19 protein-coding genes are annotated in these 18,406 nt (G+C 74.1%); 8 read left to right on the top strand and 11 right to left on the bottom strand.

Annotation, left to right across the window (positions count from 1 at the left end):
- Positions 1-115: 115 nt before the first annotated feature.
- Complete coding sequence (locus EV189_RS16000) at positions 116-1,039, top strand: NADP-dependent oxidoreductase (protein ID WP_130493981.1); 924 nt, start codon at positions 116-118, stop codon at positions 1,037-1,039.
- Here the strand turns inward: EV189_RS16000 and EV189_RS15995 are convergent.
- Positions 1,036-1,842: a class I SAM-dependent methyltransferase gene (locus tag EV189_RS15995; RefSeq protein WP_231116472.1), complete on the bottom strand. Its 807-nt coding sequence runs from the start codon at positions 1,840-1,842 to the stop codon at positions 1,036-1,038. The two genes, EV189_RS16000 and EV189_RS15995, sit on opposite strands and share 4 nt — an antisense overlap.
- 264 nt (positions 1,843-2,106) lie before the next feature.
- Here EV189_RS15995 and rpsA point away from each other — a divergent pair, with 264 nt between their 5' ends.
- From rpsA to EV189_RS15975, 4 genes are all read left to right on the top strand, one after another.
- Entirely contained in the window at positions 2,107-3,591 is a 1,485-nt protein-coding gene (rpsA, locus tag EV189_RS15990; protein WP_130493980.1) for a 30S ribosomal protein S1, read from the top strand.
- Between the two features lie 114 nt (positions 3,592-3,705).
- Positions 3,706-4,074, top strand: a complete 369-nt coding sequence (locus tag EV189_RS15985) for a hypothetical protein (protein WP_130493979.1) — start codon at positions 3,706-3,708, stop codon at positions 4,072-4,074.
- Positions 4,071-5,051: a glycosyltransferase gene (locus EV189_RS15980; RefSeq protein WP_130493978.1), complete on the top strand. Its 981-nt coding sequence runs from the start codon at positions 4,071-4,073 to the stop codon at positions 5,049-5,051. The genes EV189_RS15985 and EV189_RS15980 overlap by 4 nt, the downstream gene beginning before the upstream one ends.
- Before the next feature lie 74 nt (positions 5,052-5,125).
- A complete protein-coding gene (locus EV189_RS15975) occupies positions 5,126-6,349 on the top strand; it encodes an MFS transporter (protein WP_231116471.1) in 1,224 nt (407 codons plus the stop codon).
- On the opposite strand, the gene EV189_RS15970 is transcribed toward EV189_RS15975, so the two are convergent.
- Complete coding sequence (locus EV189_RS15970) at positions 6,342-7,181, bottom strand: LuxR C-terminal-related transcriptional regulator (RefSeq protein WP_165400336.1); 840 nt, start codon at positions 7,179-7,181, stop codon at positions 6,342-6,344. The two genes, EV189_RS15975 and EV189_RS15970, sit on opposite strands and share 8 nt — an antisense overlap.
- Before the next feature lie 101 nt (positions 7,182-7,282).
- Between EV189_RS15970 and coaE the strand changes: the two genes are divergently transcribed.
- Positions 7,283-7,906, top strand: a complete 624-nt coding sequence (gene coaE / locus EV189_RS15965) for a dephospho-CoA kinase (RefSeq protein ID WP_231116470.1) — start codon at positions 7,283-7,285, stop codon at positions 7,904-7,906.
- Position 7,907: 1 nt separating this feature from the next.
- Here the strand turns inward: coaE and EV189_RS15960 are convergent, their stop codons facing one another.
- From EV189_RS15960 to EV189_RS15925, 8 genes are all read right to left on the bottom strand, one after another.
- On the bottom strand, positions 7,908-8,747 hold the full coding sequence (locus tag EV189_RS15960; protein WP_231116469.1) for an ABC transporter permease: 840 nt from the start codon (positions 8,745-8,747) through the stop codon (positions 7,908-7,910).
- A 3-nt stretch (positions 8,748-8,750) separates the two neighbouring features.
- Positions 8,751-9,581, bottom strand: coding sequence for an ABC transporter permease (locus EV189_RS15955; protein ID WP_231116468.1), 831 nt, complete (start codon positions 9,579-9,581; stop codon positions 8,751-8,753).
- On the bottom strand, positions 9,578-10,597 hold the full coding sequence (locus EV189_RS15950; RefSeq protein WP_130493976.1) for an ABC transporter ATP-binding protein: 1,020 nt from the start codon (positions 10,595-10,597) through the stop codon (positions 9,578-9,580). Before EV189_RS15950 ends, EV189_RS15955 begins: the two co-directional genes overlap by 4 nt.
- Positions 10,598-10,655: 58 nt before the next feature.
- Positions 10,656-11,582: an ROK family protein gene (locus EV189_RS20300; RefSeq protein ID WP_165400335.1), complete on the bottom strand. Its 927-nt coding sequence runs from the start codon at positions 11,580-11,582 to the stop codon at positions 10,656-10,658.
- Positions 11,579-12,595: an SIS domain-containing protein gene (locus EV189_RS15940; protein ID WP_130494127.1), complete on the bottom strand. Its 1,017-nt coding sequence runs from the start codon at positions 12,593-12,595 to the stop codon at positions 11,579-11,581. Before EV189_RS15940 ends, EV189_RS20300 begins: the two co-directional genes overlap by 4 nt.
- 65 nt (positions 12,596-12,660) lie before the next feature.
- Positions 12,661-13,494, bottom strand: a complete 834-nt coding sequence (locus EV189_RS15935; RefSeq protein WP_130493974.1) for a carbohydrate ABC transporter permease — start codon at positions 13,492-13,494, stop codon at positions 12,661-12,663.
- Positions 13,491-14,474, bottom strand: a complete 984-nt coding sequence (locus EV189_RS15930) for a carbohydrate ABC transporter permease (protein WP_231116466.1) — start codon at positions 14,472-14,474, stop codon at positions 13,491-13,493. Before EV189_RS15930 ends, EV189_RS15935 begins: the two co-directional genes overlap by 4 nt.
- Before the next feature lie 53 nt (positions 14,475-14,527).
- A complete protein-coding gene (locus EV189_RS15925; protein ID WP_130493972.1) occupies positions 14,528-15,898 on the bottom strand; it encodes an extracellular solute-binding protein in 1,371 nt (456 codons plus the stop codon).
- Between the two features lie 508 nt (positions 15,899-16,406).
- On the opposite strand from EV189_RS15925, the gene EV189_RS15920 reads away from it, so the two are divergent.
- Together EV189_RS15920 and EV189_RS15915 are read left to right on the top strand one after the other, a co-directional pair.
- The gene (locus EV189_RS15920; RefSeq protein ID WP_130493971.1) at positions 16,407-16,778 is read left to right on the top strand and encodes a hypothetical protein; all 372 of its coding nucleotides are present in this window, start codon (positions 16,407-16,409) and stop codon (positions 16,776-16,778) included.
- A gap of 156 nt (positions 16,779-16,934) precedes the next feature.
- Positions 16,935-17,231 (top strand): hypothetical protein, encoded by a 297-nt coding sequence (locus EV189_RS15915; protein WP_130493970.1) that lies wholly within the window; start codon positions 16,935-16,937, stop codon positions 17,229-17,231.
- Between the two features lie 496 nt (positions 17,232-17,727).
- On the opposite strand, the gene EV189_RS15910 is transcribed toward EV189_RS15915, so the two are convergent.
- Positions 17,728-18,213, bottom strand: coding sequence for a hypothetical protein (locus EV189_RS15910; protein WP_130493969.1), 486 nt, complete (start codon positions 18,211-18,213; stop codon positions 17,728-17,730).
- Positions 18,214-18,406 lie beyond the last annotated feature (193 nt).

The following is an 18,406-nucleotide window of genomic DNA, read 5'->3' as shown; positions in this document are numbered from 1 at the left end:
GCACTCCTTCGTGACCTAGGCACTTCCAGGTGCCTGCTTCCCACTGGTTCCTTGCTCCCCCAGAGTGGCACGCGTCCGCCTCGCAGGGAAGCGGACGGGGAGACGGAGGATCGGGATGCGCGCGGTGCAGATCAGCAGCTGGGGCGGCCCCGAGGTCTTCGAGGTGGTCGAGCGGCCGGAGCCGGAGCCGCGGGAGGGCGAGGTGCTCGTCCGCGTCGCGGCGGCGGCGCTGAACCCCGTCGAGTGGTTCACCGCGGCGGGCTACCTGCAGGAGCTCGCCCCCGCGGTGGTCCCGCCCTACGTCCCGGGCTGGGACTTCGCCGGCACGGTCGTGCGCGGCGAGGGGTACGCGGAGGGCGAGCGCGTCGTCGGCATGGTCCGCCAGTTCGACGGGCTCGACGGCAGCCTCGCCGAGCTCGTGGCGGTCCCCGGCGAGCTGCTCGGCAGGCTCGGCGACGCCGACCTCGTCGCCGCGGGCGGGCTCGCGCTCAACGCGGTGACCGCACGCCAGGCGCTCGAGCTCGGTGGCCTCGCCGCCGGGCAGACGGTCGTCGTCACGGGTGCCAGCGGCGCCGTGGGGGGTGCCGCCGTCCAGCTCGCTGCGGCTGCCGGCGCGACCGTCGTCGCCGTCGCCTCCACGGGCGACGAGGAGCACGTCCGCTCGCTCGGCGCCGCGACCGTGCTCGGGCGGACGAGCGCCGAGGAGCTGGGGGAGCGGGTGCGCGGGCTCGTCCCCGGCGGCGCCGACCTGGTCCTCGACGCGGTGCCGCTCGGCCCCGCGGCAGTCGGCGCCGTGTGCGACGGCGGGCGCTTCGTGACCGTGCTCGACTCCGGCGTCCCCGCGCCGGAGCGCGGCATCCTCGGCGTCAAGGTCGACGTGCGCCCGCGCCCGGGCGAGCTGCAGGAGCTCGCGACGGCGTACGCGGAGGGCCGGCTGCGCGTCCGCGTCGCCGCGGCGTACCCGCTGGAGGAGGTCGCGGCCGCGGTGGAGAAGGCGAGCGCCGGCGGCCTGCGCGGCAAGGTGGTCGTGCTGCTCTAGCGGGGCTTGTCGCAGACGAAGACGGCGGTGCCGGGCAGGAGCCGGCCGCGCAACGGGCTCCACCCGCCCCACGTGCGGTCGTGGCCCGCGGGCCACTCGGGCTCCACGAGGTCGACGAGGACCAGTCCGGCCGCCGCCACGTCGCGCACCCGGTCGCCCAGCGTGCGGTGGTGCTCGACGTAGGTCGCCCGGCCCTGCTCGTCCTGCTCGACGTAGGGCCGGCGGTCGAAGTACGACCCCGTGGCGGTGAGCCCGGCCGGACCGGGGTCGTCCGGGAACGCCCAGCGCACGGGGTGGGTGACGGAGAAGGCGAAGCGGCCGCCGGGGCGCAGCACGCGGGCGGCCTCGCGCACGACGCCGGCCGAGTCGGCGACGAAGGGCAGGGCGCCGTAGGCCGAGACGACGAGGTCGAAGGACGCGTCGGCGAAGGGCATCCGGCCGGCGTCCGCCTGCACGAGGGGGAGCGCGGTCCCGTGGAGCTCGTCGAGCTCGCGCGCGGCGCCGAGCTGCGCGCCGGACAGGTCGCTGGCGACGGCGTGCGCCCCCTGGCCCGTGAGCCAGCGGGCGCACTGGGCGGCGCCGGCCCCGATCTCGAGCGCGCGGCGGCCGGCCACATCGCCGAGCAGCCGGGCGTCCGCCTCGCGCAGCCCCTCCGGGCCCCAGACGAAGTCCGCGTCGCCGAGGAAGGCGCCGTGCTCCTCCTGGTAGCCGGCCGCCGCGGCGTCCCACCAGCTGCGGTTGGCGAGGACCGTCTCGACCTCGCCGGCCGGCCGCCGCGCGACCCCGGGCACGTCCTCGGTCACCTGTCCGCTCCTCCCGTCTGGGCCCGGGGGACCCTCGTTGACCGCTATCCTGCCGGGGCCGTAGCATGGAGTACGCGTGCCCAGACCTGCGTGTGCGTCCTCGGACGGAGCAGGTCGCACCAGGTGATGCAGTCGTTCGCCGGTAGTTCGCTACTCCCACGAAGTCTGCACGACCGGCCGGGGTCCTCCCCGGCGAGGTCGTCCACCGGGGGGTCTGTGCCCGCGACGCCTACGAGCAACGCCCGCATCGGAGCCACTTCCTTCATGACGGCCACCCCAGTCGACACCCCGACGTCCGCCTCCGGCCCGCGCCAGGTCGCGATCAACGACATCGGGTCCGCCGAGGACTTCCTCGCCGCGATCGACTCCACCATCAAGTACTTCAACGACGGCGACATCGTCGAAGGTGTCATCGTCAAGGTCGACCGGGACGAGGTCCTCCTCGACATCGGTTACAAGACCGAGGGCGTCATCCCCTCGCGCGAGCTCTCGATCAAGCACGACGTCGACCCCTCCGAGGTCGTCAAGGTCGGCGACGAGGTCGAGGCCCTGGTCCTCCAGAAGGAGGACAAGGAGGGTCGGCTCATCCTGTCCAAGAAGCGCGCGCAGTACGAGCGCGCCTGGGGCACGATCGAGAAGATCAAGGAGGAGGACGGCGTCGTCGAGGGCTCCGTCATCGAGGTCGTCAAGGGCGGCCTCATCCTCGACATCGGCCTCCGCGGCTTCCTCCCCGCCTCGCTGGTCGAGATGCGCCGCGTGCGCGACCTCCAGCCGTACGTCGGCAAGACGCTCGAGGCGAAGATCATCGAGCTCGACAAGAACCGCAACAACGTCGTCCTCTCGCGCCGCGCCTGGCTCGAGCAGACGCAGTCCGAGGTGCGCTCGACCTTCCTGCAGACCCTGCAGAAGGGCCAGGTCCGCTCCGGCGTCGTCTCCTCGATCGTCAACTTCGGCGCGTTCGTGGACCTCGGCGGCGTCGACGGCCTGGTGCACGTCTCCGAGCTGTCCTGGAAGCACATCGACCACCCGAGCGAGGTCGTCGAGGTCGGCCAGGAGGTCACCGTCGAGGTCCTCGACGTCGACATGGACCGCGAGCGGGTCTCCCTGTCGCTGAAGGCGACGCAGGAGGACCCGTGGCAGCAGTTCGCCCGGACCCACCAGATCGGGCAGGTCGTCCCCGGCAAGGTCACCAAGCTCGTCCCGTTCGGCGCGTTCGTCCGCGTCGACGAGGGCATCGAGGGCCTGGTCCACATCTCCGAGCTGGCCGAGCGGCACATCGAGCTGCCCGAGCAGGTCGTGGCCGTGGGCAAGGAGATCTTCGTCAAGGTCATCGACATCGACCTCGAGCGCCGGCGCATCAGCCTCTCGCTGAAGCAGGCGAACGAGAACGTCGAGGTCCAGGGCGACGCGTTCGACCCGACGCTCTACGGCATGGCCGCGACGTACGACACGCAGGGCAACTACATCTACCCCGAGGGCTTCGACCCGGAGACCAACGACTGGCTCCCCGGCTACGAGAAGCAGCGGGAGGAGTGGGAGCGCCAGTACGCCGAGGCGCAGGCGCGCTTCGAGGCGCACCGCCGCCAGGTCGAGGCGGCGGCCGAGGCCGACGCCGCGGCCACCGGCGACAACGGGGTCTCCTCCGCGTCGTCGTACTCCTCGGAGCCGGCGGACGACGACCGCGGCGGCACGCTCGCCACGGACGAGGCGCTCGCCGCGCTGCGCGAGAAGCTCACCGGCGGCGCCTGAGCCCTCGGGCCCGGCCGACGCGCTGACGACGGCCCCCGCACCCTCCCGGGTGCGGGGGCCGTCGTGCGTCCCGGCCCCCTCAGGTCGCCCACCCGGACGGCCGAGACCACGACCATGACGAGCGCGGACGCGGCTGCTCCGGCGCGCCCGGCGGTCGACGAGCTGCTGGCGGGTGCCGCCGGTCAGCGCGCGCTGCTGCGGACCATGCGCGCCCACGTCTGCACCCCGCTGGAGACGGCCGAGGCGTGGAACGCCTTCGAGGCCACCGTGCTCGCGGTCCACGCGCGGCTGCACGACCCCTTCGCCCTCGTGGTGCCGGTGCTCGACGAGGACCGCGACGCCTGCCGCCGCGAGCTGGCGGCGGTGCGGACAGCGTGCGACGACGCCGAGGCGCTCGCCGGCTGCGTGCGCGCGCTGGCGGCCGACCCGTACGACCCGGAGGCGCAGGCGGAGCTCGCGCGCGCCTGGGAGCGGCTGTCGTGAGCCTGCCGAGCGTCACCGCGCTGGTGACCGTCCACCAGGTGGAGCGCTACGTGGGGGAGGCCCTCGACAGCGCCCTCGCCCAGGACTACCCCGAGCACCTGCTCGACGTCGTGGTCGTCGACGACGGCTCGACCGACGGCAGCGCGGGCGAGGTCGCGCGCCGCGTCGGCAGCGGGCGCGTGCGCGTGGTGCGCCAGGCCAACGCCGGTTACGTCGCGGCCACCAACCGGGCCGTCGCGGAGGCGACCGGGACGCTGCTGGCCGTGCTCGACGCCGACGACGTCTGGCCGACGGACAAGGTGCGCCGCCAGGTCGAGGCCCTCGGGGAGCGCAGCCTCCTGTACGGCGACATGACCGTCATCGACCGCGACGGGCGCGTCCTGCAGGAGTCGTGGCTCGAGGACCAGGCGCCGCCGGTCGGCGATGACGTCTGCGGCCTGCTGCGCGGCAACGTCGCGACCTCCTCGTCGCTGCTGCTGCGCGCCGACGCGGCGCGGCGGTGGGGACCGGTGCCGGTCGAGGTCTCCTTCGCCGACTGGTGGTTCGCGCTGCGTGCCGCCCTCGAGGGCGGGCTCGGCTACCTCGCCGAGCCGCGGACCGGCTACCGCTTCCACGGCGAGAACATGTCCCTCGGCACGCAGGGGCCGGAGCGCGCCGGGCAGCTGCGGGCCTCGATGGCCCTGCAGCGCTGGTTCCTCCGCCGGCTGCCGGAGCGCTGCGCCGTCGAGGACGTGCTCGGGGCGTGGCAGTCGTTCGCCGACTTCGGCGTCGAGCTCATGCGCGCGGCTGAGTCGCCCTTCGTCCCGCTCGTGCCGGTCAGCGACGCGGACCGCGCGGCCGCGGTGGCCGGGGCCGAGCAGGCCCGCGCCCTGCTCGCGGACGGTCGCGAGCGCGCGGCTGCGGCGGCCGCCGTGGCCGCCGCGGCGGCGGACCCGTGGTGCGCGCCGGCGCGTACGGTCATCGGCCTGCTCGGCTAGCGGGAAGCAGCAGCGGCCGCGGGCGGTTGCCGGGAGGAGCAGCCCGAGCGACCCGCACGACCAGGAAGGCCCCCATGCCCGCGACCGAGGCCGAGACCGATCTGCCGCCGCGCCCGTCGGCCGACCCCGTCGTGCCGGCGCTCGGCGGGCGCTCGCTCCGGCTCGTCACCGCGGTGCTGGCCTTCGCCTGCGGAGCGAGCGTCGCCAACCTCTACTACGCGCAGCCGCTGCTCAGCAGCATCGCGGGCACGTTCGGCACGGGCAGCGGCACGGTCGCGCTGGTCGTGACGCTGACCCAGGTCGGCTACGCGCTGGGGCTGCTGCTCCTGCTGCCCCTCGGGGACCTGCTGGAGAACCGCCGGCTCGCCTCGCGCACCCTGCTCGTCACCGCGGTCGCGCTCGTCGCCGCGAGCGCCGCGCCGTCGTTCGGCGTGCTGCTCGCGGCGATGGCGCTGGTCGGCTGCACCTCGGTGGTCGCGCAGGTGCTCGTCCCGCTGGCCGCCCACCTGGCGCCGCCGGACGTGCGCGGCAAGGTCGTCGGACAGGTCACCGGCGGCCTGCTCCTCGGCATCATGCTCGCCCGCTCCGTGGCCAGCTTCGTCGCGGCCGCGTGGGGCTGGCGCAGCATCGACGCGGTCTCCGCCGTCGTCATGGTGCTGACCTCGCTGCTGCTGCGCCGCCTGCTGCCCGAGCGGCGCCCGGAGCACAGCGCGCGCTACGGTGCCCTGCTGGCGAGCACCGTCCGGCTGGCCCGGACCGAGCCGGTCCTCGTCCGCCGCGCGCTGTCGCAGGCGCTGCTGTTCGCGGCGTTCACGGCGTACTGGACCGGGGTGCCGTTCGAGCTGCTCGGCCGCCACCACTCCTCGCAGGTGGGCGTCGCCGTGTTCGCGCTCGTGGGCGCGGCGGGAGCGGCGGCCGCCCCGGTCGCCGGGGCGCTCGGCGACCGCGGCCACGGGCGTACGGGCCGGCTGGTCACGATCGTGCTCGCCGCGCTCGCCATGCTCCTCGCCTGGCTCGGCGCCGGCTCGGTCGTGCTGCTCGCGGTCGCGGGGGTCGTGCTCGACCTCTCGGTGCAGAGCCACCAGGTGCTGAGCCTGCGCGAGGTCTACGCGATCCGCGGTGACGCCCGCGCCCGGCTCAACTCGGTCTTCATGGGCACGGTCTTCGTCTGCGGCGCGCTGTCCTCCGCCCTCACGGGGCTGCTGCACGCGTCCAGCGGGTGGACCGGTGTCACGCTGCTGGGCGCCGGCGCGGCGGTGCTCGCGCTGCCGCTGTGGCCGCAGCGCCGGGTCAGCTGATCCAGCCGCGGCGCAGCGCCTCGGCGACGCTGGCGGCGCGGTCGCGTACGCCCGTCTTCGCGTAGACGTGCTCCAGGTGCGACTTGACCGTGCTCGCGCGCAGGCCGAGCCGCCCCCCGATCTCCTCGTTCGTCAGGCCGCGCGCGGCCTCGCGCAGCACGTCGGTCTCGCGCGGCGTCAGCGGCGTCGTGACCGAGCGCAGCCGCTCGACGAGGTCGTCGAGGCCGTGGAGCACGGCGTCGGCGCCCCAGTCGGCGACGTCCGGCAGCCCGGTGCAGGCTCCGCCGAGCACGAGCGGCACGCCGGTCCCGAGCCGGCGCCAGTCCTGCACCGAGCGCTGGAGCCGGTCGCGGCCCATGGCGCCGGACCCCGAGACGAGGACGGCGGCGACGTCGCCGCGCGCGGCGATGAGCTCGGCGAGCTGGGTGATGGGCATCCGGTCGAGCACGACAGCGTCCCAGCCGGCCTCCTCGACGACGTGCGCCGCCATCTGCAGCCCCAGCACGTGGCCCTCGCCGGGGCCCGGCAGCAGGACGATCCGGCCCGGGCGGCTGCCGCTCAGCCGGACCCGCGAGCGCAGCCGCGCGACCAGCGAGCGGGCGCAGTCGCTGACCGCGTGCTCCTGCCACACGGCCAGGTCGCCGCGCTCCCACGCGCTGCCGATCTCGCCCAGCACGGGGGTGACGTGCAGGTCGTAGAGCGCGCTCGTCGGGCACCCCTGGCTGAGCAGCAGCAGGGCGGCCGCCTCGGCGCCCGCGACGTCGCAGTGGATGAGGGCGTGCCGCAGCAGCTGGCCGGCGTCGTCCTCGGGTCCGGGCGGCCGCGGCAGCACCGCGGCTCCTCCTCGTGCATCCCCCATGCTGCGCGAGTACCCGCCGAACGGCGGTCCTCACCACCGCACCCGGGTTGACGCAGGTACGGCACGATGGGGCTGTGACGTCGTACGACGTGGGCCTCACCGGGGGCACCGGTGCGGGCAAGTCCACCGCCGCAGCGCGCTTCGGCGAGCTGGGGGCCGTGGTCGTCGACGCCGACGTCCTCGCGCGCGAGGCCGTCGCCCCGGGTACGCCGGGGCTCGCCGCCGTCGTCGCCGCCTTCGGGCCCGGGGTCCTCGCGGCCGACGGCTCGCTCGACCGCCCCGCCCTCGGCCGGGTCGTCTTCGGCGACGCGGAGCTGCGCGCGACCCTCGAGGGCATCGTCCACCCCCGGGTGGCGGCCCGGCGGGCCGAGCTCGCCGCCGCGGCGCGCGCGGCCGACCCGGACGCCGTCGTCGTGCACGACGTCCCGCTGCTCGTCGAGCGCGGGCTCACCGGAGGGCTGGACCTCGTCGTCGTGGTCGACGCGCCCGACGAGCTGCGCGTGCAGCGGCTGGTCGAGGGCCGCGGGCTGGCGCGCGAGGATGCGCTCGCCCGCGTGGCCGCGCAGGCGAGCCGCGACGAGCGGCTCGCCGCGGCCGACGTCGTGCTGGACGGGACCGGGAGCGTCGCGGACCTGCGCCGCCAGGTCGACGCGCTGTGGGAGCGCCTCGCCGAGGCGGTCGCGGCGAGCCGCCGCTGACCTACTGGCCCGCGCTCTCGTAGCGCAGCAGCCCCCGGCGGAAGAGCCAGGCGCCGAGTGCGAGGCACCAGGCCGCGACGAGCGGGGTGAGCAGGCCGAGCTGCCAGAGGTGGCGCTCCTGGAGCAGGGCGCTCGCGGGGAAGAAGCTCATGAAGGCGTAGGGCAGGGCGACGGTGAGCGCGACCCGCACGCCCATGCCGTAGATGGTGATCGGGAAGCGCGCGAGCTCGCCGAGCGTGTGCATCGAGAAGGCGAACATCGGGAACGGCGACGCGAGCCAGAACCCCGCGCAGTTCGTGGCGAGGTTCAGCCCTACCTTGACGAGGAGCGCGCTGACGAGGAGCACGGCGGCCAGCGCGACCCGGCCGGCGTCCCAGGGCACGTCGACGTGCGCCAGCGCGCCGGCGAGCAGAGCACCCCCGATGACGAGGTTCCCGAGGCCGTTCATGCCGATCTGCGAGCTGAGCACCTGGAGGGCGGGGGAGTACGGGCGGGTGAGCGCGATGTCGAGGTCGCCGGTGTTCACCGTCCAGGCGAGTCCCCAGGCGCCCTGGGCGAGCAGCACGGCGACGCCCTCGCCGAGCGCGACGAGCGCGTACCCCAGCGCGACGTCCCAGAAGCGCCAGCCGTCGAACTGCGGGATGGCGCGGAAGACCGCCGACAGCAGCAGTACGCCCACGCCCTGGGTGAGCAGCGCCGCGACGCTGAGCACCCAGAAGTCCTTCTCGTACTCCAGGGTCGAGCGCAGGTGCGCGCCGAGGCAGCGCCGGTAGAGCCAGACCGAGCGGCGCAGCCGGGCCAGCGGCGAGGGGGCCAGCGGGGGCAGCGGCAGGACGTCCACGGCTCAGCCCCCGTGCACCGTGAGCTGGCGGCTCGCCGCCCGCCACAGCCCGCGCGTCCCGTACCAGAGCCCGACCGTCCAGGCGGCCTGCACGGCGACCGCCGCTCCCGCCTCCGCTCCCTGGAGCTGTCCGGAGAAGAGCAGGGCGGGGGTGGACGCCATGCCGGCGAAGGGCAGCACCGCGGCGAGGAGCCGCAGCCAGTCGGGCAGGAACGCCAGCGGCACGAGCGCCCCGGAGAACAGCGAGACCAGCGCGAGGCGCCCGGCCTGGACGCCGACGTAGTTCTGCGTCCAGAAGACCGCCATCGCGCTCGCGTAGACCAGGCCGAAGCGCAGCGGCAGGACCAGGAGGGCGCTCAGCAGCAGCAGGGGCAGCGAGCCGAGGGGCGGGGCGGGCACGCCGCCGAAGGCGAGGGCGGCGACGCCCGCGACGACCAGGCCCGTCCCGAGCTCGTACGCGCCGAAGCCGACGGCCTCGGCGAACCTCGCCCGCTGGTAGTCGACCGGACGGACCAGGTCCAGGCCTACGTCGCCGCGCTGGATGCGGAACGCCAGCCGGTAGTCGACCCAGCTCGAGGCCAGCGAGCCGGCGACGAACGCCGCCAGGAGGTACGCCCGCATGTGCGGCCAGTCGAACCCGTGCGCCGCGGGGCTCGACGCGAGCACCGCCCGCCACAGGTAGAGCATCGCGAGCGCCGAGAACACCGAGGCGAGCAGCCCGAAGAGGAAGGCGCCCTGGTACGCGACCAGGGACCGGAGCGCCGCGCGCGCGAGCCCCCGGTAGGCCACCCAGGACTGGTGGCGTGCTGGTGCGGGCGGAGCAGCGGAGCTCACGGGCCGGCCTGCGGGCTGGGGCGCAGCTCGCCGGAGTAGACCTTGCGGACGACGTCCTCGATCGCCGGTTCGTCGATGCGCACGTCCACCACCTCCGCCTCGGCGGACGCGGCCGCGAGCACCTCGACCGCGCTCACGGCCAGCCGGTCGAAGGTCACCGTGACCTCGCGGTCGCTCGCGCCGTCCGCGACGCGCGCAGCGGGGATGCGTGCCGCGATGCCGGAGGTGGACGCGAGGGGCTCGGCGAGCGTGAGGTGGACGACGCGGTCGCGAGCGTACGCGTCCTTGACGGCCTGCAGGTCGCCGTCGTAGACGACCCGTCCGCCGTCGAGGATGACGAGCCGGCGGCAGATGTCCTCGATGTCGCCGAGGTCGTGCGTCGTCAGCATGACCGTGGTGCCGTCGGCGACGATCTGGCGGACGAAGGCGCGGACCCGGTCCTTCACCGCGATGTCGAGCCCGATCGTCGGCTCGTCGAGGTAGACGATCGAGGGCTCGTGCACCAGGGCGGCCGCGAGGTCCGCCCGCATGCGCTGTCCCAGCGAGAGCTTGCGCGCCGTCACGGGCAGCAGGTCGGCCAGCTCGAGCACGGCGTCCAGCCGCTCGAGGGTCTCGGCGTAGCGCCGAGGTCCGATGCCGTGCATGTCGCGCAGCAGCGCGAGGGAGTCCTGCACCGGCAGGTCCCACCAGAGCTGCGTGCGCTGGCCGAAGACGACGCCGATGCGGCGGGCGTTCTCGACCCGGTGCTGGTGCGGCACCAGGCCGGCGACGCGGACCGAGCCGGAGGTCGGGACGAGGATGCCGCTGAGCATCTTCACCGTGGTCGACTTGCCGGCGCCGTTCGGCCCGACGTACGCGACCGCCTCGCCCGCCTCGACGGCCAGGTCGACGCCGTCCACCGCGACGTGCTCGGAGTAGCGGCGCTGCACCAGGTGCCGGACGGCCCCCTTCAGCCCGGGGCCCTTGTCGGGGCGGCGGAAGACCTTGGTGAGGCTCTCGGCTTCGAGGAGCGGCACCTGCGCGAGCGTGCCAGCAGCGCGGTGCGGTCGACAAGGGGATTCCGCCAGCCCGCTGCTAGGCCGCCTCCCTCGCCAGCGCGGCCGCTCCGACGACGCCGGCCCGGGAGCCGAGCGCGGCGGTGCGCAGCGGGGGGAGGTGGCGCGTACGCCCGCCGATGACGGTCTCCGCGAGCGCGCGGCGCGCCTCCGGCAGCAGCAGGTCGCCGGCGGCGGACAGCCCGCCGGCCAGGACGACCGTCTGCGGGTCGAGCAGCGTGACGACGACGGCCAGCCCCTCGCCGAGGGAGCGGGCGACGTTGTGCACGGCGGTGCTCGCCGCCGGGTCGCCCTGCCGGGCTGCGGCGACGACCGACCGGCCGTCCAGCGCGCGCCCCGGCGCGGCCCGCATCCCGAGCCCGTGGGCCTCCTCGACCAGCGCCGAGCCGCTGACGTAGCGCTCCCAGCAGCCGCACGCCCCGCACCCGCAGAGCCGGCCGTCGGGCACGAGCACCATGTGCCCGACCTCGCCCGCCAGCCCGCCACCGCGGTACGGGCGGCCCTGCAGCACGAGCCCGCCGCCGAGCCCCGTGCCCAGCGTGAGGCAGAGCAGGTCGCTCGAGCCGGGGACCGCGGCACCGTGCAGGAACTCGCCCCAGGCCGCGGCACGCCCGTCGTTGTCGACGAGCACGGGGCGGCCGGTGAGGTCGGCCAGCAGCGGGCCCACGGCGACGCCCGCCCACCCCGAGAGGTTGGCCGCCGACTCGAGGACCCCGCCCCGGACCAGTCCGGGCGTCGCGAGGCCCACGCCGAGGACGTCGAACTCGCCCTGCCACTCGGCGATGAGCTTGGCGACGAGCGCGAGCCCGTCCTCGGCCGAGCCGGCCGTCGGGTTGCGGCGCTCGTCGTGGACGACGCCGTCGAGGCCGACGAGGGCGACGGCGGTCTTCGTGCCCCCGACGTCGACCCCCACGGTCACGCGACGGCTCTCCGCGGCTGCGCTCACCTGGTCCGGGTCACCTTCGCGAGGCCCCGCGGCGCGTCGGGGTCGAGCCCGCGTGCGCGGGCCATCTCCAGGCAGAGCAGCTGCAGCGGCAGGATCTCGAGCAGCGGCGCCAGCTCCTCGTCCACATCGGGCAGCGTGAGGGCAGGGGCGCCCGCGGCGCCCGTCGCCGGGCCGACGACGGAGACGTCGCCGCCGCGCCCGCGCACGCGCTCGAGCACGTCGACCAGGGCCTCGGCGCCGCGCCGCGACCCGGCCGCGGCGAGCACGGGGGTGTCGGCGTCGACAGCGGCGAGCGGACCGTGGAGCAGGTCGGCACCGCTCCAGGCGCGCGCCGGCACGTACGTCGTCTCGGTGAGCTTGAGCGCCGCCTCGACCGCGCTCGGGTACGAGTAGCCGCGTCCCGTCGTCAGCAGCGTGTCGGCGAAGCGCAGGCGGGCGGCGAGCACCCCGACCTCGGGGGCGCAGCTCTCCAGCAGGGCGCTGCCGAGCTCCGGCAGGACGTCCGCCCGGCTCCCGTCGCCCCCGCGCCACGCGTCGACGAGGAGCCACAGCGCGAGCAGCTCCGCGGTGTAGGTCTTGGTCGCCGCCACGGCCTTCTCGGGGCCGGCCATGACGTCGAGGTGCAGGTCCGCGGCGCGCGCGAGGTCCGAGTCGCCGGTGTTCGTGACGGCGAGGGTCAGCGCGCCGCACTCGCGCGCCACCGAGGTGGTCTCCACGAGGTCGGGCGACCCGCCGGACTGGCTGACCGCGACGAGCAGCACGTCGCGCAGGTCGGGCCGGGCGCCGTACACCGTGACCGTGGAGGGGGAGACGCTGCCGCAGGGCAGGCCGAGGACCGTCTCGCAGAGGTAGCGGGCGTAGAGCGCGGCGGAGTCGCTCGTCCCGCGCGCTGCGAAGAGCACGAAGCGGGGGGAGGCGGAGCGCACGGCCTGGGCGACGCGGACGGCGTCGGAGCGTCCGCCCTCCAGCAGGCGCGACCACGCGACGGGTTGCTCGGCGATCTCGGCGGCCATGACGGTGCCGGTCTCGGACACGGGGGAGTTCCTTCCAGTAGCAGTGTCTCGGGGGAGGGGGCGGATCAGCCCTTCACGGCCCCGCTGGCGAGGCCACCCACCATCCGGCGCTGCAGCACGGCGAAGAAGACGAGGACGGGGATGCTGTAGACGACCGAGGCGGCCATGGCGCCCGACCAGTCGTCGCCGAAGTTGGTCTTGAAGGCGGTCAGCCACAGGGGGAGGGTCTGGTTCGCCTTGTCGGTCATGAGCACGAGGGCGTAGAGGAACTCGTTCCACGCGGTGATGAAGGCGTAGAGCGACGAGGCGACCAGCCCGGGCCCCAGCAGCGGGAAGGTCACCCGCCAGAACGCCTTCACCCGGGAGCAGCCGTCGACCATCGCGGCCTCCTCGAGCTCGAAGGGGATCCCCTCGACGAAGCCGCGCAGCGTCCACACGGTGAAGGGCAGCGTGCTGGCGAGGTAGATGAGCACGAGTGCGGTGAGGTGGTTGACGAGGTCGAGGTCGCGCATGAGGAAGTACATCGGGATGAGCAGTGCCTCGAACGGCGCCAGCTGCGCGACGAGCACGAGCAGCACGAAGCCGCGCCGGCCGGGGAACCTCAGCCGGGCGAGGGCGACCGCCGCGAGGACGGCCACACCGACGGCGAGGACGACCGAGGACAGCGTGACGACCAGGCTGTTGCGGGCGAAGTCGAGGAAGCCCGGCTTGTGCAGCGCCCGGGAGAAGTTGTCGAAGGTCGCGCTGGTGGGGAGCAGGTCGTAGGAGCTGGTCTGGATGCGGTTCTCCGGCCGGAAGGCCGACAGCGCCATCCAGTACACGGGGAAGGCGAACACGACGGCCAGCAGGCCGCCCAGGGACTCGGTCGCGATGCGGCCCGGCAGGGATCGCCTGGTCATGCGGTCTTCTCCGACTTCAGGAGCAGGCGCAGGTACTGCGCGCTGAGGAGCACGAGGACGGCGATCATGAAGACGCTGACGACGGCGGCCTTGCCGTAGTGCGCCTGGGAGATGCCGGTGACGTACTGCAGGACCGACAGGGTCGTCGTGCTCCCTGCGGGTCCGCCGCGGCGGAACGCGTAGATCTGGGTGAAGGCGCGGAAGTCCCAGATCAGCGAGAGGAAGGTCAGCAGCAGCACAAGGGGCTTCAGCATCGGCCAGGTGATCGACCTGAAGGACCGCACCGCCCCCGCACCGTCGAGCCCGGCGGCCTCGTACAGGTCGCGGTCGATGCCGAGGATGCCGGCGTACACGCTGAAGGCGACGAACGGCACGGCCTGCCAGACGATGAGCAGCCCGATGACGAACAGCCCGCTGTGGCCGGTGAAGAACCAGGGGTGGTGCCGCCAGGACGAGAACCCGATGCCGGCGAGCGTCTTGTCGACGATCCCGTAGTTCTCGTCGAAGAGCCACTGGAACACCGTGGTGGCACTGATGATCGGCATCGCCCAGGCCGCGACGAGCGCGGCCTGGAGGGCGATCCGGGTGGGCCGGGAGAGGCGCTGCAGCAGCAGCGCCACTCCCAGCCCCACGAACACCGTCGTCGCGACGAGGATGCCGGTGAACACCACCGTCCGTCCCGTGACGGTCCAGATCTTCGCGCCGGTGAAGACCGAGCGGTAGTTCTGCAGCCCCACCCACTTGGTCTGGTGCAGGACGATCTCGCGCCGGTTGAGCTCCTGGAACGAGATGAGCAGCACGCGCACCGCGGGGTAGGCCAGCAGTCCCGCGAGGACGACGACCGCCGGGGCCAGCAGTGCGTACGCGACGGCCTGCTCCCGCACCCGCGCGCTGCGCCTGCGTCTCACCGGAGGGGGTGAGGCCGACGGCTGCGCCGGGATCTCCCGCTCCACGCCCGAGGCCACCGGGGTCGTCGTCACGCGCTCGCTCCTCATCGGTCCAGCATGTGCTCAGCTGTCGGGCAGGAGGGGCGTCAGCCGGACATCTTGTCGGTGATGGCCTGCGAGGCGGTCTTCGCGGCGTCCGCGGCCTTCTGCTTGCCCGTCACGACCGCGGTGAGGAAGTCCTTGATCGGGTTCTGCGCCTCGACGGCCGCCCACTTGGGCGTCGCCGGGGTGGCCTTGCTGCCGCCGGCGGCCGCCTTCGCGACGACGCTGACGATCGGGTCGTCCGCGATGACGGAGTTGAAGGCCGGGTCGTTGGGGACGACGCCGTTGGCCTTGGCCAGCTGCTCCTGGTAGTCCTTGCCGGCCAGCTGCTTGATCCAGTCCCAGGCGAGGTCCTGGTTCTTGCTGTTCACCGGGATGGCGAGGTTCGAGCCGCCGAGGAAGATCGGCGCGGTCTTGCCTGCGGTCTTCGAGGGGATGGCGAAGACGCCGGAGTTGGCCTTGAGGTCCTTCGGCGCGCCCTTGTCGGCCACCGCGCTGCCGAGCTCCCAGGGCAGGCCGATCATCATGGCCGTCTTGCCCTTGGAGTACACGGTGTACTGCTGCGGGTTGGCCTCGTCGTTGTCCTTGGGGGCCGTGGTCTTCGAGGTGTCGACGAGCTGCTTGTAGAAGTCCGCCGCGGCCGCGGCCTGCGGGGTGTCGAGGGTGCCCGTCCAGGAGTCGCCGTCCTGCTTGGCGATGTCACCGCCCTGGTCCCAGAGGAACGAGAGGTAGGTGTACCAGGACTGGCCCGGGAGGTAGAGCGACTGGAAGTCCTTCTGGCCGGCGTAGGCCTTGTTGAGCTTCTGGATGTCGCTGAGCCACTCGGCGTCGCTGGTGGGGGGCGCGGAGATGCCGGCCTTGGCGAACATGTCCTTGCGGTAGATGACGACGCGGCCGCTGGCGTAGAACGGGATGCCGTACTGCTTGCCCTCGTAGGCACCGGGGTCCTTCAGACCGGCGAGCCAGTTCGTGCTGCCCAGCTGGGAGACCTTGTCCGTGAGGTCGGCGAGGGTGCCGTCCGCGGAGAAGGACGGGTTCTGCGTGTTGCCGAGCTCGATGACGTCGGGCGTCGTGGACGCGTCCGACATCGCGGTCGTCAGCTTCTCCTGGATGCCGTTCCACTGCTGGACCTGGTAGTCCACCTTGATGCCCGGGTGAGCGGCCTCGAACGCGCTGTCGAGCGAGGCGACGAGGGCGTCGGGCGCCGACCCGCTCATCAGCCACACCTTGAGCGTCTTGCTGCCGCCGCCGGCCGCAGGGGCCGCGGAGCCCGCCGCCGAACCCGCTGCCGCGGAGCCGCCGGTCGTGGGCTGGTCGCTGCTCGCGCTCGACGTGCCGGAGCTGCTGCCGCACGCGGCGGCCGTCGAGAGCACGCCGGCGACGAGTCCGGCGGTGAGGAACCTCTTGTGCTTCAACGCGTCCTCCTGGTCTGGGCGCAGGGGGAGGAGTCCCGCTGCAGTCGTGGGGGCGACGGCTTCCCGCTGTCGCGCACTTCTGCACGATGGAACGACAGAAAGCCTCTGTCAAGCCTCTTTACAAAAACGTCACCAAGAACTCCGGGGCGCTCGGCGGCTGGGCCCGTGCCGTGACTAGGACGTCTCGTCCTGCGGGGCGCCGTTCTAGCGCCCTCGCTGTTCGGGCGTGACCGCGCCAGGGGCTGGGGGACAGGGTCGCGGCCACGAGGAACCGGGGCGTGGTCGAGGGCGTCTGACGGGCATGGTGGGCAGGGTCGACTGGCGGGTGGCGGGCGCGTCGGCTGCTGCCCCGGTCGCTGTGGTAGCGGTGCTGGGTGTGGCGCTCGCGACGAGGCACGAGGGTCCCGCGGCCACTGCTGACGGGCCGCGGCCGCTGCCGACGGCATCCGTTGCGGCGGCGGTGCTGCCCGGACCGGGCGGGTCCTGCTCGGGGAGCCGGGACGGGGGCGTGGAGCCGGTGTTGCCGATGGTGGACGCGTCGCCGTTGTGGGCCGTGGCAGTCGAGGCTCCGCCGCTGCCGGGGGCGTGTGGTGGGGTGCGGTCGGTCCGGCTGACGGAGGTGCAGGCGCGGCGGTTGGCCGCGGCCGTCAACGCGGCGCCGGACTCGGCGTTCAACCACGGGACCTACTCGTGCCCGGCCGAATCCGGCGCCGTCGATCTGGTGTCATTCAACGTGGCGGCCGGCTGGCAGGTGCTCATCGTGCGGCTGGACGGGTGTCCGGGGATCCAGGGCGTCGGCACGCTGGCGCGGACGTTGACGCGGCGGGTGCTGGCCGAGTTGCACCGGGACGGCGTGGCGACGGCACCCGCGCACCTGTAGGGGACACCCCATGGACACGCTGTGCGGCATCGTGGGCAGATGACAGGGGTTGGCGGGGTGCGCGTGACCCGTGGGTGGGGCGTGTGCTGTGGCGTGCTGGCGCTCGCGGTGTCGGCGTGCGGCGGCTCGTCGCACCACGCGGCTCCTCGTGCTCACGTGACGGGGGTGTTCCGGATGGTGGGCGGCCCGGCGACGGCTGGAGGGGGGACGCCGGTGCACCTCATCGACGGGACGATCACATTCCGGCTGCGCGACGAGCCGCACCAGCGGGCAACAGTCGTGTCGACCAGTGCTGGGCGCTTCACGACGGAGCTTCCGGCGGGCGAGTACGAGGTCACGGGAGTGAGCCCTGGCATGAACGACGCCAGGAACCCGTGCACCCCGGCCGACCCGATCGTCGCGCTCGTCGCGAAGGAGACCAGGGAGGTCGACGTCGACTGCCAAGTCCCCTAGTCGTCTGCTCGCGACGAGGTGCTCGGCGCAGCGTGCACCCTGGACGGTTCCGGAGCGCGCGGTCGCCATCGGCGGGCGCTCCCGGCATGACGCTGCAGTCGGGCTGACGCGGAGGAGGGTGGCGGGTGTCTGAGCGGATGGGCGATGTCCTCGCCGGCTTGCCCCTGTTCGCCGGCGCGCCCGTGGGGGGGGGTAGCAGGTCCGGCGCGCCGACTGCTGAGGCGGTCGCTCCTGCCCGGCCGCGAAGATCGCATGCCCACCGCCGCAGGGGGAAGGCCTCGTGCGAGCCGCACGGAGGACCACGATCGGGGAAGCCGCGGTGCCGGAGTCGCACGCCGCGCCTGCCTTCTACCTCGCCACGACGTACCACGGGCCTGTCGGCAACGGTCGCCACAGGCTGCCTCGCCCGTGGGAGTACGTCCTAGCAGGCGGGTTCTCCGTCGTCATCGTCGTGATGCTGCTCGCGATCCGCTCGCGCCGAGGATGACGTCCACCGCTAGTCGGGCGACGCCGCCGACGGCACGGGAGTCCAGGACAGCGGCTCGTCCCGCAACGACGTCCACCGTGTCGCGGACCCAGCGCTCGTGGCGGCGTCGGTGAGCCACCACGTCTCGTCGGGGCCCCAGCCCGCGAGCAGGGTGGCGGCAGCGCCGCCCTCGGGTGCGAGGGGAAGGAGCCTGCCCGCGGTCGCCAGGTACGTGGCGACGCTGACGTGGACGCCGTCCCAGTCAGCAGCCACGGCAGCCCAGTCCGGCAGCACCCACCGTCCCGTCCACCCCGTGGTCCGGTACCAGTCGTGGCGGCGAGACGCCGTCACGTCACTCGGGTAGCGGCGGGCCAGCTCGAGCCAGTCGCCGGGGCCGTCGACCTCGTACACGCGGGCGGCGGGTGACACGACCACCTGCCCCACCTCGGCGGTCGACTCGCCGAGAAAGTCCTCGAGCACGAGCAGCCCCAGCGGCGCGCGTGAGCCGTCGGGCACTGACCGGGTCGTCGCCGTGAGGCCGGACAGCGCCGGTGTCGACCACCACGACCCGCTGTAGGGCGCGGTCGGGTCAGCGGGAGTGTCCCGCGTGGCGCGCGCCTCCGCCTCGTCCGCTCGCTGCCGCCACTGGGCCAGGAGCCGGGGTGCGTCCCCGTCCGCAGGACGCAGTGCGGTTTCGTCATCAGGGCGC

The organism is Motilibacter rhizosphaerae (genome assembly GCF_004216915.1).
Classification (GTDB): domain Bacteria; phylum Actinomycetota; class Actinomycetes; order Motilibacterales; family Motilibacteraceae; genus Motilibacter; species Motilibacter rhizosphaerae.
Note: the sequence above shows the minus strand (reverse complement) of the source record. Positions and strands in the feature narration are given on the sequence as shown.

Coding starts and splice junctions, on each gene's coding strand:
- EV189_RS15975 (WP_231116471.1), top strand. CDS start 5,126: ATGCCCGCGACCGAGGCCGAGACCGATCTGCCGCCGCGCCCGTCGGCC.
- rpsA (WP_130493980.1), top strand. CDS start 2,107: ATGACGGCCACCCCAGTCGACACCCCGACGTCCGCCTCCGGCCCGCGC.
- EV189_RS15935 (WP_130493974.1), bottom strand. CDS start 13,494: ATGACCAGGCGATCCCTGCCGGGCCGCATCGCGACCGAGTCCCTGGGC.
- EV189_RS15985 (WP_130493979.1), top strand. CDS start 3,706: ATGACGAGCGCGGACGCGGCTGCTCCGGCGCGCCCGGCGGTCGACGAG.
- EV189_RS16000 (WP_130493981.1), top strand. CDS start 116: ATGCGCGCGGTGCAGATCAGCAGCTGGGGCGGCCCCGAGGTCTTCGAG.
- EV189_RS15940 (WP_130494127.1), bottom strand. CDS start 12,595: ATGGCCGCCGAGATCGCCGAGCAACCCGTCGCGTGGTCGCGCCTGCTG.